This is a genomic window from Streptomyces antnestii (assembly GCF_004005495.1).
GTDB classification, from domain to species: domain Bacteria; phylum Actinomycetota; class Actinomycetes; order Streptomycetales; family Streptomycetaceae; genus Streptomyces; species Streptomyces antnestii.
This window is the reverse complement of the sequence record NZ_RZYA01000002.1, coordinates 122,531-136,885: the sequence shown is the minus strand read 5'-3', so window position 1 is coordinate 136,885 and position 14,355 is coordinate 122,531. Positions and strand designations below refer to the sequence as shown.

At 72.2% G+C, this 14,355-nt stretch carries 14 protein-coding genes and 1 pseudogene; 9 read left to right on the top strand and 6 right to left on the bottom strand.

Features of this window, described 5'->3' with window-relative positions; all coding sequences use genetic code 11:
* Positions 1-189: 189 nt before the first annotated feature.
* From EOT10_RS05370 to EOT10_RS05345, 6 genes and pseudogenes are all read left to right on the top strand, one after another.
* The gene (locus tag EOT10_RS05370; protein WP_127826889.1) at positions 190-1,119 is read left to right on the top strand and encodes a LysR substrate-binding domain-containing protein; all 930 of its coding nucleotides are present in this window, start codon (positions 190-192) and stop codon (positions 1,117-1,119) included.
* Positions 1,116-2,219 (top strand): mandelate racemase/muconate lactonizing enzyme family protein, encoded by a 1,104-nt coding sequence (locus EOT10_RS05365; RefSeq protein WP_127826888.1) that lies wholly within the window; start codon positions 1,116-1,118, stop codon positions 2,217-2,219. Before EOT10_RS05370 ends, EOT10_RS05365 begins: the two co-directional genes overlap by 4 nt.
* 69 nt (positions 2,220-2,288) lie before the next feature.
* Positions 2,289-3,200, top strand: coding sequence for a catechol 1,2-dioxygenase (gene catA, locus EOT10_RS05360; RefSeq protein WP_127826887.1), 912 nt, complete (start codon positions 2,289-2,291; stop codon positions 3,198-3,200).
* Between the two features lie 9 nt (positions 3,201-3,209).
* Positions 3,210-3,500, top strand: coding sequence for a muconolactone Delta-isomerase (gene catC / locus EOT10_RS05355; RefSeq protein ID WP_127826886.1), 291 nt, complete (start codon positions 3,210-3,212; stop codon positions 3,498-3,500).
* A 5-nt stretch (positions 3,501-3,505) separates the two neighbouring features.
* Positions 3,506-4,339 carry an alpha/beta fold hydrolase gene (locus EOT10_RS05350; RefSeq protein WP_127826885.1) on the top strand — a complete coding sequence of 278 codons (834 nt, stop codon included), beginning with the start codon at positions 3,506-3,508 and terminating at the stop codon, positions 4,337-4,339.
* A gap of 101 nt (positions 4,340-4,440) precedes the next feature.
* Positions 4,441-5,288: pseudogene (locus EOT10_RS05345) on the top strand (MFS transporter); the annotation flags it as partial.
* 3 nt (positions 5,289-5,291) lie between these two features.
* Here EOT10_RS05345 and EOT10_RS05340 read toward each other — a convergent pair.
* Complete coding sequence (locus tag EOT10_RS05340) at positions 5,292-6,704, bottom strand: MFS transporter (RefSeq protein ID WP_127826884.1); 1,413 nt, start codon at positions 6,702-6,704, stop codon at positions 5,292-5,294.
* Positions 6,701-7,147 (bottom strand): MarR family winged helix-turn-helix transcriptional regulator, encoded by a 447-nt coding sequence (locus tag EOT10_RS05335; RefSeq protein WP_127826883.1) that lies wholly within the window; start codon positions 7,145-7,147, stop codon positions 6,701-6,703. Before EOT10_RS05335 ends, EOT10_RS05340 begins: the two co-directional genes overlap by 4 nt.
* 158 nt (positions 7,148-7,305) lie before the next feature.
* Here EOT10_RS05335 and EOT10_RS05330 point away from each other — a divergent pair, with 158 nt between their 5' ends.
* The gene (locus EOT10_RS05330; protein WP_127826882.1) at positions 7,306-8,475 is read left to right on the top strand and encodes a serine hydrolase domain-containing protein; all 1,170 of its coding nucleotides are present in this window, start codon (positions 7,306-7,308) and stop codon (positions 8,473-8,475) included.
* Positions 8,476-8,558: 83 nt separating this feature from the next.
* Here the strand turns inward: EOT10_RS05330 and EOT10_RS05325 are convergent, their stop codons facing one another.
* Complete coding sequence (locus EOT10_RS05325; RefSeq protein WP_127826881.1) at positions 8,559-9,179, bottom strand: TetR/AcrR family transcriptional regulator; 621 nt, start codon at positions 9,177-9,179, stop codon at positions 8,559-8,561.
* A gap of 159 nt (positions 9,180-9,338) precedes the next feature.
* On the opposite strand from EOT10_RS05325, the gene EOT10_RS05320 reads away from it, so the two are divergent.
* On the top strand, positions 9,339-10,820 hold the full coding sequence (locus EOT10_RS05320; protein ID WP_127826880.1) for a cytochrome P450: 1,482 nt from the start codon (positions 9,339-9,341) through the stop codon (positions 10,818-10,820).
* A 99-nt stretch (positions 10,821-10,919) separates the two neighbouring features.
* A complete protein-coding gene (locus EOT10_RS05315) occupies positions 10,920-11,150 on the top strand; it encodes a hypothetical protein (RefSeq protein WP_127826879.1) in 231 nt (76 codons plus the stop codon).
* 123 nt (positions 11,151-11,273) lie between these two features.
* Here EOT10_RS05315 and EOT10_RS05310 read toward each other — a convergent pair whose 3' ends face one another.
* The 3 genes from EOT10_RS05310 to EOT10_RS05300 are packed head-to-tail and all read right to left on the bottom strand — an operon-like array spanning position 11,274 to position 14,180.
* Complete coding sequence (locus EOT10_RS05310; protein ID WP_223280817.1) at positions 11,274-12,059, bottom strand: nucleotidyltransferase; 786 nt, start codon at positions 12,057-12,059, stop codon at positions 11,274-11,276.
* On the bottom strand, positions 12,056-12,691 hold the full coding sequence (locus EOT10_RS05305) for a TetR/AcrR family transcriptional regulator (protein ID WP_127826878.1): 636 nt from the start codon (positions 12,689-12,691) through the stop codon (positions 12,056-12,058). The genes EOT10_RS05310 and EOT10_RS05305 overlap by 4 nt, the downstream gene beginning before the upstream one ends.
* A 7-nt stretch (positions 12,692-12,698) precedes the next feature.
* Positions 12,699-14,180 (bottom strand): MFS transporter, encoded by a 1,482-nt coding sequence (locus EOT10_RS05300; protein ID WP_127826877.1) that lies wholly within the window; start codon positions 14,178-14,180, stop codon positions 12,699-12,701.
* Positions 14,181-14,355: the final 175 nt, after the last annotated feature.

Sequence of the window (14,355 nt, the reverse complement as noted above, 5' to 3'; positions counted from 1 at the left end):
CTCCCTGGTGACGGCTTCTTTGCGACACCGTGACAGGGGCGTGAATTCGGGGCCCCAGGGCATTTCCCAGGGTTGACCCAGGGTCTCTTTCATATCCAGCCCATATGAATCACTCTGGATTGGATATTTGTTGCGTCTGAGATTCGCTCCCTACGATGAGCGCAGCCGACGCGGCCCGAGGGAGGTTCCGTGGAACTCAGGCATCTTCGCTATTTCGCCGCCGTGGCCGGCACCTGCCATTTCGGCCGGGCCGCGGAGCAGCTGCACATGGCGCAGCCCCCCCTCTCGCAGGCCATCCGGCAGCTGGAGTCGGAGCTGGGCGTGGAGCTCCTCACCCGGACCACGCGGCAGGTCGCCCTGACCGACGCGGGCAGCGTGTTCCACGCCGACGTGCGGCGGATCCTCGCCTCGGTCGACGAGTCGGTCGCCCGGGTGCGGCGGTTCGCGCAGGGCGCCGAGGGCGTGCTGCGGATCGGGCTCACCGGCTCGGCCGCGTACCGCCAGCTCCCGCGGATGGCCCGCCTCGTGAAGGAGACGATGCCGGGCGTGGACCTGGAGATCCACACCGAACTGCTCACCCCGGCGCAGGAATCGGCCCTTGACGAGGGTCGGCTCGACGTCGGTGTGCTGCGGCCACCGACCCGCACCGAGGGCATCGCCCACCGCGTCATCGTGCGTGAACCCCTGGTCGTGGTCGTCCCCGAGGGCCACTGGCTGGGCGAGCGCGACGCCGTACCCGTCGAGTGCCTGCGCGGTGAGGACTTCGTCCTGTACGCGGCGTCGTCGCGCTCCGTCGTCAACGACGCGGTATCCCGGGCCTGCCTGACGGCCGGGTTCTATCCCCACGTAGCGCACGAGGTGCACGAGACGTCGACGGCGCTCGCGCTTGTCTCGGCGGGTCTCGGCATCACCGTGATGCCCGACTCGGTGCGCTCGGCGGCCCGCGAGGGCGTCGTGTGCGTGCCGCTCGAACACCCCGGCTCCCCCGTGCACGGGGTGTTCGTCGAACTCGCGCTTGCCTGGCGCGAGCGGGACACCTCCCCGCTCCTGAGGACCTTCCTCGACGTCATGGCGGCCCACCGGATATTCGGGGAACAGCTCCTGGAGGAAACCCCTTGAAGATCACCAGGGTCGAGGCGATCCCCTTCGCCATCCCCTACAAGAAGCCGCTGCGGTTCGCGAGCGGCGAGGTGCACACCGCCGAGCACGTCCTCGTGCGGGTGCACACCGACGACGGGCTCGTCGGTACGGCGGAGGCACCGCCCCGCCCGTTCACCTACGGCGAGACGCAGGAGTCGATCGTCGCGGTCGTGGACAAGCTCTTCGCCCCGCAGCTCCTCGGGCTCTCCCCCACGCGCCGGGAGACCGTGCACGCCCGTCTCGACCGCACGGTCGGCAATCCGACCGCCAAGTCGGCGCTCGACATGGCCCTTTGGGACATCATCGGGCAGAGCGTGGGCCTGCCGGTCGGCGAGCTGCTCGGCGGATTCACCGACCGGCTGCGCGTCAGCCACATGGTGGGCTTCGCCCCGGCCGCCGAGATGGTCACGGAGGCCGAGCGGGTCAGGGACACCTACGGCATCACGACGTTCAAGGTGAAGGTGGGCCGACGCCCCTACGGCGACGACGTCGAGGCCTGCCGGTCGCTGCGGCAGGCTCTCGGGCCCGACGTGGAGCTGTACGTCGACGGCAACCGCGGCTGGACCGCCTCCGAATCCGCCCGTGCACTACGGGAGTTGGAGGACGTCGGGATCACCTTCGCCGAGGAGCTGTGTCCGGCCGACGACGTGCTGGGGCGGCGCTGGCTCGTGGCGCAGTCCAGGGTGCCGTTCATCGCCGACGAGTCCGCGACGCGGCCGGCCGAGGTGACCCGGGAGATCCTCGGGGGTTCGGCGACGGCCATCAGCATCAAGACGGCCCGCACGGGCTTCTCGTACTCGCAGCGCGTGGCGCACCTGTGCGAGGGACTTGGCGTCGAGGTCGTGATGGGCAATCAGATCGACGGCCAGATAGGCACGTTGTGCACGGCCGTGTTCGGCGCCTCGCAGCGCTCCACCTCCGCCCGCGCGGCGGAACTCTCCAACTACCTCGACATGAGCGACGACCTGCTGGCCGAGCCGCTCACCATCCAGCAGGGCATGCTCCGGGTCCGTGAGAGCGCGGGCCTGGGCATCGAGATCGACCCGGTCAAGCTGGCGCGCTACCGCCAGGACGGCTGAGCCGACCAACCCTTTTGACGCACCACTGCGTTGCACACGCATACCTTCTTCTGGAATCGGAGTCACGAAATGACGGACATCACCACCACAGAGGCCACCACAGAGGCTGTCGCGGAGGCCATCGCGGAGACCGCCACCGCCGCCGCGTCCGGCGCCGCCGCCACCGAGCGTTTCCGTAGCAAGCAGCGCGAGGACGCGGCAGCCACCCCGGGAGCCGCCGGCACGAAGCGGGTCGACACGCTCGCCACCGAACTCATCACCGCGGTGCACGACGTCATCCGCCGCCACAAGGTCACGTACGCCGAGTACGACGCGCTCAAGGCGTGGCTGATCCAGGTCGGCCTCGACGGCGAGTGGCCGCTCTTCCTCGACGTGTGGATCGAGCACGTCGTCGAGGAGGTAGCCAACGAGGACCGTGACGGTTCGAAGGGCACGATCGAGGGCCCGTACTACGTGCCCGGCTCGCCGAAGCTGCCCGCCGAGGCGACCCTCCCCATGCGCGACGACGAGGGCGGCACACCGCTGCTGTTCCAGGGCCGGGTCACCTCGGTCGACGGCACACCGCTCGCGGGCGCCGAGATCGAGATGTGGCACGCGGACGACGACGGCTTCTACTCGCAGTACGCGCCCGGCCTCCCGGAGTGGAACCTGCGCGGCACGGTCGTCGCCGACGACGAGGGGCGCTTCGGGATCCACACCGTGCAGCCCGCGCCGTACCAGATCCCGACGGACGGCTCCTGCGGCCGGCTGATCTCGGCCGCGGGGTGGCACGCGTGGCGGCCCGCGCACCTGCACCTCAAGGTGTCGGCGGCCGGCCACCGGCTCGTCACCACCCAGCTGTACTTCAAGGGCGGCAACCACGTGGAGGACGACATCGCCTCCGCGGTGAAGCCGGAGCTGATCCTCGCCCCGGTCCCGGCCGCCGGCGGCGCGGACGGCAACGAGGTCACGTACGACTTCGTCCTCGACCCGCGGATCTGAGGGAGAACCATGCTGTTCGCCGTGAAGATGGACGTCGACATCCCCGCGGGGCTCGACCCCGACGTCCGCGCCGACCTCGTCGCGCGCGAGAAGGCCTACTGCCAGGAGCTGCAGAAGTCCGGTGTATGGCGGCACATCTGGCGTCATGTGGGGCGGTACGCGAACCTCAGCGTCTTCGATGTGGAGAGCAACGACGCGCTGCACGACGTGCTGTGGCGGCTGCCGCTCTTCCCGTACATGAGGATCGACGTGACGCCCCTGGCCCAGCACCCGTCCGATCTCGCGGCCCAGGAGGTCTGACCGGCATGGACGATCCCGGACGCACTGCCGTGACGCCGTCGCTCCACCACGTCGTCACCGGTCCGAGCGATGCCCCACCGCTGCTCCTCGGCCCCTCGCTCGGCACGTCGACGGTGGTCTGGGATCCCCAACTGGCGTCACTCTCACGGCACTTCAGAGTGATCCGGTTCGACCTGCCCGGGCACGGCGGCTCCCCCACGCATCTGCTGCCGGGAGCCGCCGCCGGGGCGACGACCGTCGACGACCTCGCGACGCTCGTCCTCCGCCTCGCGGGCGACCTCTCGCTCTCCCGCTTCCACTATGCGGGCATCTCGCTCGGCGGCGCGATCGGCGCGCACCTCGCCCTGACCGCGCCCGAACGGGTCGCCACCCTGGCACTCGTGTGCTCCTCGGCCCACTTCGGCGGGCCGGGGCCGTGGTGGGAGCGGGCCGCGCTCGTACGGGACGGGGGCACGGGACCGCTGCTCGCCGCCACTCCGGGCCGCTGGTTCGCCTCGGACCGGGGCCCGGCGACCGATCGACAGGCCCGGCTCCTCGACGGGCTCGCGACGTGCGACCCGGAAGGCTACGCCGCGTGCTGTGACGCCCTCGCCTCGTACGACGTCCGGGCCCGGCTCCGCGAGATCACCACGCCCACGCTCGTGATCGGCGGCACGCAGGATCTCGCCACCCCCCTGGACCACGCCGAGGAGCTCGCGGCCGGCATTCCGCACGCCACGCTCACGACCGTCCGCACGGGACATCTCGCGGACGAGCAGCCGCGCGCCGTCGCCACCGCGCTCCTGACGCACCTCTCCGCCCGCCCGGCCTCTTTGGACCTACCCACCCCGGACATCTGATGTCCGACGCCTTGGTGGCGTAGGGGCGGCCCGGCCAGCGGGCCCAGGTGGTGACGAGATGGGGAGCGGACTGGAACGCGTCGGTCGGCAGGCAGGCGCGGGCCGAACGCCCGAACCCGTTCCGCCCGCTGTTCGCCACGCCCGTCAGGTCGACGGTGAACCTCGTCCTGGCCGTGGCGGCCACCGTGTCCCTGTTCGTCATCTTCACGCCGGTGGGCGACGGTCTCGTGCCGCTCCTCTCGGTCGTGGCCGCGCTGGCACTGGTCGCGTTCGCCGTACAGCTGGGCGGGCGCAGAAGCTGGCTGCTGTACGTGTCGATGATCGTCACGATCTTCTTCGCGTTCCTGTACTCGTGGCCGATCCAGGCCCTCCTGCCGACGTACCTCAAGACCGAGCTGGGTTACTCGCCGGGCCAGGTGACCGACGCGCTGTACTTCGCGGGCTTCGGCACGATGGCGGGCTGCTGGCTCGCGGGCTTCGCCGGGGACTGGACAGGCACGAAGAAGGCCTACGCGCTGACGCTGCTCGCGTCGCTGGTCTTCGTGTTCCCGGTGTTCGCGGTGCGGGACAACCTGCCGCTGCTCGGCACCCTGCTCTTCGTGCTCCAGGCGACGAGTTCGGCATCTCCGGTCTGCTGCCGCGCTACATCGGCGGGCATTTCCCGACGGAGAGCCGGGCCGCGGCGCTGGGCTTCACGTACAACGTGGGCGCGCTCGGCGGGGCCGTCGCGCCGGTGCTCGGGGCGCATCTCGCGGCGGGCATGGACCTGGGGCGGTCCCTGGCCGTGCTGACCTTCGCCGGAACGGTGATCGTGGTGCTGCTCGTCTGCTTCGACGTGCCGGGCCGCCTGAACCGGCTCGCCGACCCGGACGGCACCGTGGACCACCTCGCCGAACCGGCGCAGGAACCGGAGTCGGCGCGCTCGGTTTCCGCCGCCGCCTCCAAGTGACCCTCACGCCCGCCCGCGCAGCGCCCTGTCGCTGACCGTGAGGACGATCAGGAGCAGGCCGAGGACGACGGACGCACTCGCCATCACGTGGAGTCCGCCGTCGTCGGCCCGCTGCCCGTAGGCCACGGCGATGAGGCTGGATGCGGTGATCGCGCCGATGTACTGGGCGGTGCGCTGCAGGCCCGCGGCGGAGCCGATGCCGTCGGCCGGGGCGTGCCGGGCGACGGCGGCCTGGTTGCTGGTGCCGATGAGGCCCTGCGGGACGCCGAAGCAGGCGCCGGCCAGGAGCAGTACGGCGAGCGGCGTGTCACCGGAGACGAGGGTCAGGACGCCCGCGCCGGCGGTGAGCAGGAGACAGGCGACGGTCAGCGGGGCGCGGATTCCCTTGGTGCGGGCTCCGACGAGCGAGCACACGAGGGCGGCCACGGACATCGGCAGCATGAGGAGTCCGGTGTGTCCGGAGGAGTATCCGCGTCCCTCTTCGAGCCATTGCGTGTAGCCGTACATGACGCAGTAGATGAGCAGATAGCTGAGTCCGTGGCGCAGGTACGTGCGGGCGAGGGGGCCGTTGCCCGCGAGCATCCGCAGGTCGATGAACGGGGTCGCGCAGCGCAGTTGCCACCACACGAGGGCGGTGGTCAGGGCGGCGAACGGGGCGAGGAGCCACCACATCGGGTGGGTGAGGTCGAGGAGGAAGAAGACCAGGGCGGTCAGGGCCGTCGAGAACAGGCCGATGCCGAGCGGGTCGAGGGCGAGGCGGGGGGCCTTGCCGCGGGTGTCCGTGGCGGTGCGCCGGGGGTCGGCGGGGATCCAGAGCAGGGTGGTCACGAAGGCGACCACCGACACGGGGACGTTCACCGCGAAGATGCCGCGCCAGCCGACGACCGTGACGAGGAAACCGCCGAGCGTGGGTCCGACGGCCGCGCTGCCGAGCGCGGCGAAGGAGAGGCGGGCGAGGACGGGGCGCGGGACGGCACGTCCCACCCGGCGGGACTCGTCGCGCAGCACGGCCATCGCCGCCGGGTAGGCGGCCGAGGTGCCGATGCCGAGCAGCAGGCGGGAGACGACGAGCCAGGCGAACGTCGGGGCGAGGGTGCCGACGAGTCCTGAGGCGAGGACGACGACGAGTCCGGCGAGGAAGACGCGGCGCGGTCCGAGCGCGTCGGCGAGCTTGCCCAGGACGGGCTGGGCGACGGCGCTGGCCAGGTAGAGAACGGAGATGAGCCACACGGTGTCGGCGGCGCCGATCCCGAAGTGGTGCCCGATCGCCACCAGGCCGGTGGAGATCATGGTGGTGTTCAGGGGGTTGAGCACGGAGCCGAGGAGCAGCGGCGCGGTGAGCCGGGCGGCGAAGCCCCGTTCACCGCGGCCGGCGCCGGATATCGCGCCGGTGCGTCCCGTCTCCGTGCGGCTCACTTCTCCACCAGTCGCTCGATGAGCCTGGTGGCCTCGGCGAGGGTGCGCAGTTCCGCGTCGTCGAGTTCGCCGGTCATGGCCTGGACGAGCCAGCCGTGCTTGGCGGCGCGGACCGAGGCGAGGGTGCTCCGGCCGCTGTCCGTGATGGCGACGACGGACTGGCGGCCGTCGTCCGGGTCGGGCGTGCGCGCCACGAAGCCCCGCTCCTCCAGGGCGCCGAGGGTGAGCCGCATCGACTGGGGCCGCACGTACTCGGCGCGGGCGAGCGCGGCCGTCGTGGCGGGGCCCTCGCCGTCGAGGCGGGCCAGCACGGTCCGCTGCGTGGGGGTGAGGAGGCTGTCGGGCGACGCGCTGCGCAGCCGCCTCAGGAGCCGTCCGACGACGGCTGAGAGGTCGGCGGCCACCTGTCCGGCGAGCTGCTCGTCCGCGGGTTCTCGCTGCATGCTTCCACCGTAGAGATAGACAGGTAACCTTACAAGTTTCCCTGGCGAGTCGCCATGGGCGAACACCCCGGCGCCGACACCTTCCCGCCACTCCGACCAGTCGGTATGTTCCTCCTACGGATTCCCCCGGACTCATCGCCTCGGCCTACGGAGACGCCATGACCCAGCACGCGCCCGGCATCCAGGGACACTGCGACGCGCGCTTCGGCGCCGTCCGCGCCGCGTTCGAGGAGAACTTCGACGACCGCGGCGAGCTGGGCGCCGCCGTCACCGTCCTGGTCGACGGCGCACCCGTGGTCGACCTGTGGGGCGGCTGGGCCGATGCGGCCCGCACGCGCGCGTGGGAGCGCGACACCGTCGTCAACGTGTGGTCCACGACGAAGGGCCCGACCGCCCTGTGCGCCCACATCCTCATCGACCGCAGTCTGCTCGACCCGGACGCGCCGGTCGCCGCGTACTGGCCGGAGTTCGCCGCCGCGGGCAAGGAAGGCGTCCTCGTACGGCATCTGCTGTCGCACCGGGCCGGACTCGCCGGGCTGCGCGAGCCGCACTCCCTGGACCAGCTCTACGACTGGGAGCTGACCACCTCCCGGCTCGCGGCGCAGGAGCCCTGGTGGGAGCCCGGTTCGGTCTCCGGGTATCACGCGCTGACGTACGGGTTCCTGGTCGGCGAGGTCGTCCGGCGCGTCAGCGGGCTGCTCCCGGGCGCGTTCCTGGAGCGGGAAGTGACCGGGCCGCTCGGCATCGACTTCACGATCGGGCTGCCGGAGAAGGAGGCGGGGCGCGCGGCCGAGCTGGTGCATCCGCGGACCGAGGTCACCAGTGAACAGGCCGCGGTCTTCGCCCAGTTGGCGCCCGCCGCCCTGGCCGCGCTCACCAATCCGCTCGCGGGCGCGGCCGAGGCGAACACCGCGGCATGGCGCGCCGCCGAGATCCCGGCGGCCAACGGCCACGGCACGGCGCGCGCCGTCGCCGCGCTCTACGGCATCGTCGCGGGCCGCGGCCGGTTCGGCGACCGCCAGGTCCTCTCCCCGCAGGGCGCCGAGCGGATCCGCGAGGGACAGGGCAGCTGCCGCGACCTGGTCCTCGGCGCCGGGTTCGCGCACGATACGGAGCTGGGCCTCGGCCTGTGGCTGAGCGGACCGAACGGCTCGTACGGGCCGAACCCGCGCGCGGTCGGCCACGACGGCTTCGGCGGCTCCTGCGGACTGGCCGACCCCGAGGCGGGAGTGTCGCTGGGGTACGTCATGAACCGGATGGGCCCTCACATCGCCGACGATCCACGCAAGATGACCCTGATCAAGGCGCTGTACGAGGTGCTTGCCTGACGGCTGTTCCCTCAACACCGTCGGTCCACCGCCGCAATCCGGCCAGGCCACTCCAGGAGGCCGAGCCCGGCCCGCGCGGTGCCCTACGGCGTGATCGCCCCGAGCAGGGCCCGTGCGCACAGGTCGCGTACCTGATCCCGTGACAACTCCGGCTCGTCGAGCCACTCCAGGCACACGGCAACCATGAAGGCCAGCCAGCCCCGGACGGCGAGCCGGAGCGCCGGGGCGTCGCCGTCGATGTGGGCGCTGCCGGGGTCGGCGGCGAGGGCCGCGGCGATCTGGCGTTCCTGCGCGGCCAGGCCCTGCCGGTACACCTCCCGTACGACCGGGTCGCCCGCGGCCTCGGCCCGGTGGAAGGCGCGGAAGCCCTCGGCATGGTCCGCCACATAGCCGAGGAACGTGTCGAGGCCGACCGCGAGCTGCTCCCGCACCGGCACGCCGGGAACGGCCGCGGTCAGGCGCAGCATCCGCTCGCTCTCGCGCCGCACGACGGCGGCGAAGAAGTCCCGTTTCGTCGGGAAGTAGTGGTAGAGCAGGCCCCGGGAGACGCCGGCGATCTCGGCGACCTGCTCGATCCAGACGTCGTCGTACGTGCTCTGCGCGAAGAGCCGCGCACCCACGCAGAGCAGCTGTTCGCGGCGCTCCTCGGTGCTCAGCCGACGGCGCGTGCGCTCCTGCCCCCGACGAGGCTCCCTGGCGGACATGGCAGCACCCTACGCGACCTCTCCCGGCTTACTTGACGCGAATTCAATAGCGGGACCACACTGGGAGCGGTATTGAACCCACGTATAACAACGGTCGGGTACGGGCACTCGGTACAGGCACTCGGTTCAGGCACTCTCTACGTCCAACAGGTGGGGATCATGGCTCAGTTGACGCGGCCGGCGACGGACTCGACACCGGCGAAGGGGTTTCGCAGCGCCGAGCTCGGCTGGCCGGAGCTCGACCGGATCCCGCACCCGCCGCGACGCCTCCCCCTCATCGGCGACGTCCTCGGCGCGAACGTGCGCACACCGGTCCAGGACTCGATGAGGATCGGCAGGCAGCTCGGTCCCGTCTTCCGGCGCAAGGCGTTCGGCAACGAGATCGTCTTCGTGTGGGGTGCCCGGTACGCCGCCGACCTGGCCGACGAGTCGCGCTTCGCCAAGCACGTCGGCCTGGGAGTGGCCAACCTGCGGCCGGTCGCCGGTGACGGGCTGTTCACCGCGTACAACCACGAGCCCAACTGGCAGCTGGCGCACGACGTGCTCGCGCCCGGCTTCGGCCGTGACGCCATGGCCGGGTACCACCCGCTGATGCTCGACGTGGCCGGGCGCCTCATGGCGGCGTGGGACGCCCGGGAGGCGGCGGGCGAGGCCGTCGACGTGCCCGGCGACATGACGAAGCTGACCCTGGAGACGATCGCGAGGACCGGGTTCGGCCATGACTTCGGGTCGTTCGAGCGGGAGCGTCCGCATCCCTTCGTGAGCGCGATGGTCGGGACGCTGTCGTTCGCGCAGCGCCGCAACGTCGTGCCGCCGGCGCTCGCTCCCCTCCTGCTGCGGGGCGCGGAGCGGCGCAACGCCGCGGACATGGCCTACCTCAACCGGACCGTGGACGAGGTCGTCGCGGCGCGCCGGGCCGGGGCCGGCCGGCCCACCGGCGCGCAGGGCGACCTGCTCGACCGCATGCTGGAGGTCGCCCACCCCGACACCGGGGAGCGCCTGTCCCCCGAGAACATCCGGCGCCAGGTCATCACGTTCCTGGTGGCCGGGCACGAGACGACGTCGGGCGCGCTGTCGTTCGCGCTGCACTATCTGGCACACCACCCCGACGTCCTCGCGAAGGCGCGCGAGGAGGTGGAGCGGGTGTGGGGCGACACGGACGAGCCCGCGTACGAGCAGGTCGCCAAGCTCCGTTATCTGCGGCGCGTTCTCGACGAGGCGCTGCGCCTTTGGCCGACGGCTCCGGCGTTCGCCCGCGAGGCCACGGTCGACACGACGCTCGGCGGGACGCACCCGATGCGCAGGGGCGCGTGGGCGCTGGTGCTCACCTCGCTCCTGCACCGCGACCCCGAGGCGTGGGGCGAGGACCCGGAGGCCTTCGACCCCGACCGCTTCGCTCCGGCGGCGGTCCGCTCGCGCGCCCCGCACGTGTTCAAGCCGTTCGGCACCGGGGCGCGTGCCTGCATCGGCCGCCAATTCGCCCTGCACGAGGCGACGTTGGTCCTCGGTCTGCTGCTGCGCCGCTACGACCTGCACCCCGAACCCGGCTACCGGCTGCGCGTCGTGGAACGCCTCACGCTGATGCCCGAGGGCCTGCGGCTCAACCTGGGGCGCCGCGCGCGGGTCCGCACGGCGGACTGAACACGCCCGGTCCCCGCGTCGCGGACGAATTGTCAGACCCGTGCGCAAGAGTGGAGACACATGTCTTTACTACGAAGCCGAGCTGAGGGGTCCATCGACATGAACGCGACCAGGAATGCCGAACTCGCCGCGGCCCAGGCCTGCCATCGCCTGCTGCACACCGCACGCGCCGCACTGACGGGATGCGAGCCCGCGACCGCCGCCTCGCTGCTCGCCCTGCCGATCGCGGAGGCCGACGAGGCCCTGTCCCGCGCGGGACTCGCGGGGAACGAGGCCTGGCTGCTGGAGAAGCTGTACGACATGGGGCCGGAGTCCCGCGTCCATACGTGATCGTGGGGGGGGTGCCCGCGGGAGGGAACGGTGGGGGCACGTGTGGTCGTGAACCGGTGACTCCGCGGGCGTCCGCCCGCACACGGGCAACGCGCGGCTCCCCGGCCGGGGAGCCGTCGCCCCTCACCCGTCGGCCGAGTGCCCGGCGACCGTGCGGTCGAGGGCGGGGACGAGCCAGTCGAGCGTCAGCGCGGCCCGGCGCTCGGGCCACCCGGGATCGGCGACGGTGGCCGGGGCGGCGTCGTACCGGCGTCGTCGGACGTCCGCGACGACCTCGGCGGGTGCGTCCAGTTCCGCGAGGACGGTCAGGGCCTCGGCCTTGCTGGGCAGGGTGCCTTCGCGCAGGGTGACCGTGGAACGGGCCAGCACCATCAGGCCCAGATCGACCCAGATGTCCTCCAGCCACAGCTCGCGGCGCTGCGTCGCGGGCCGCCAGTACTCGGCCAGGTCGGCGAGGATGTACTGCTTGAGGGTGCGGTCGTCCACCGGCGGCAGGGTGCCCTCGACCGGGTCGCCGTGGAGGACGAGGCCGAAGGCGTGCAGTTCGCGCCGGGTGATCGGGGTGACCGTGCGGGTGAAGGGCTCCCGGTGGGCCCAGGTGAAGTGGGGGCGGGCCGGGTCGTCGAGGTCGCCGAGCGCGAGATAGCTGCAGTGCAGGTGCGCGGCCAGCGGCAGCGCGGCGTCGAGCCCTTCGTGCAGCGCCGTGAGCCGTGCCTCGTCGTCGGATGTCAGCGGGCGCGCCACGACGGCGATGAGGTCGAGGTCGCTGCGCCCCTCCTGGTAGTCCCCGCCGGCGAGCGAGCCATGCGCCCACAGGGAGAACGGCGCGGTGAGCGCTTCGCGCAGCCCGGCCAGAAAGCCGCACAGCAGGTCGGAGGTGTCCGCCGGATGTTTCTCGGCTGTGGTCATCCGGCCAGTGTGCCAGGGGTCAACTGCTCCTGTACGGCGGGTCCGTAGCGTTCGACGACGTCTTCGACCGGTGCGGAGCGCACATGCGGGCCGCGCGCGATCCCGTACATGACGCCGAGGCCGAGGAGCAGTGAGACGGCCAGCTCGGCGCGCAGTCCGGAGTCCGGTCCCCGCAGGCGTTCGGCGAGGCGGTCGCTGACCTGGGCACGGAAGTTGGCGCGCAGGATGTCGCCCTGTTCGCCGTGGAGCGGGGCGAACACGATGCGCAGGATGGGGTCGGTGCCGCGTTCGGACTGGCCGGTGAGGAGGTGGCGCACCATGTGCCGGCCGAGGTCCTCCAGGGGCGCGTCGAGGAGGGTCTCCACGTCCGCCTCGAAGTTCATGACCTGGGAGAACAGGGCGTCCTTGTTGCCGAAGTACTTGAGGATCAGCGGGGCGCTGACGCCGGCGCGCTCGGCGACGTCCTTGAGGGTGATGTCGGTGTGCGCGTGCCGGGCGAGAAGGTAACGACAGGCGCGGATGATCGCCGCCTTGGTCGCCTCGGCGTCGCGGCGCGCCCGCCCCGGCCGGGAGTCGTCCGAGGCGGCGGACGCCTCGTCGGGGGCCGCGGATGCGGTCGGGGCCGGGCTCATCACGGGGTCACGCTCCTTCGAGGGCCTTGCCCGTCCGCCCGGTCGTGCCGGAGAGGGACCTGCGCCCGTCGTTGTTCGCCGCGTCGGCGGGGACGGCGAACGCCGCCGCGATCACCACGAGGGCGACGGTACCCGCCATGACGAACGCGAGCTGATAGCCGCGCAGCGAGGGGAATCCGGCGCCGGTCGCGTGGTGGACGAGGACCGCGGCGACGGCGGCGCTGGAGACGGCCTGGCCGATGGTCCGCATCAGGACGTTGACGCCGTTCGCGGACGCGGTCTGGCCCGCGGGTACGGCCCGCAGGATGAGGGTGGGCAGCGCCGAGTACGCGAAGGTCGTGCCGGTCGACACGACGGCGGCACCCAGGACGATCGCCCAGAGGTCACGGCTGTCGGCGACGCGGACGACATAACCGAGGGCCATCGCGGCTCCACCGATCGCGAGACTCACGCGAGGGCCGCGGGCGGTGGAGATCCGGGCCGACACCGGGGAGAGCAGGAGCATGATCACGCCGTTGGGCAGCAGGCACAGGCCGGTCTGCACGATGGTGAGGCCGAGTCCGTAGCCGCTCGCCTCGGGGGCCTGGACGAGCTGCGCCGTGACGAGCGAGTTGGCGTAGAAGGCGAATCCGGCGAGGAGGGCGGCGAGGTGCGGCAGGCCGACGCGGCGGCCCGCGGCGAGCCGGAGGTCCACCAGCGGACGGTCGGCGCGCAACTGCTGCCACGACCACAGCGCCAGGATCACCACGGCCCCGGCGAACAGGCCGACGACGCGGGCGCTGCCCCAGCCCCACTGGCCGCCCTGCGACACGGCGAGCAGCAGACAGACGAGGCCGCCGGCCAGTCCCGCCGCGCCGAGCGTGTCGAACCTGCCCGGTGCGCGGACGGGCGACTCGCGCACGGCCCACCAGGCGAGCGCGAGGCCGGCCGCGCCGAGGGCGCTGGTCGCCCAGAACATGACGTGCCAGTTCGCGTACTGGACGATCAGGGCCGCAAGGGGCAGGCCGAGCGCGGCCCCGATCCCGACGGTCGAGCTCATGAGGGCGACCGCGGATCCCGTGCGCCGGGGCGGGAGTTCGTCGCGCAGGATGCTGATGGAGAGCGGGACGACCGCTGCGGCGGCGCCCTGGAGCGCGCGGGCCGCGATGAGGACGCGGATGTCGGAGGTGAGCGCGCACAGCACCGAGCCGCCGGTCATCAGACCGAGGGCGAGCAGCAGCACGCGGCGCTTGCCGTACATGTCGCCCGCCCTGCCGAGGACGGGAGTGAGCACGGCGCCGGAGAGGAGGGTGGCGGTGACCGTCCAGGAGACCGCGCCGGGCGAGGCCCCGGTGAGCCGGGGCAGGTCGGGCAGCAGCGGGACCACGACGGTCTGCATGACGGCCATGAGGATGCCGCCGAAGGCGAGGACCGGGATCGTCAGCCGGCCGCGCAGGCCGGGCAGGGGGTTCGCGTCGGGGCGTATGTCGGGGTGTATCGCGGGCTCCATGGGCGCTCCGGTGGACGCCACGAGGGCGAGGGCGGGAGGCGAGGTGAATTTCTATTCACCTACGTGGTGAATCAGTATTCACCACGGGCCGCACGCCTGGCCAGAGCACATCGGACGACATAGCCGACATGACGCCATACCTACCCGCGTCGTCCCATCGCCGCCGCGCCGGTCC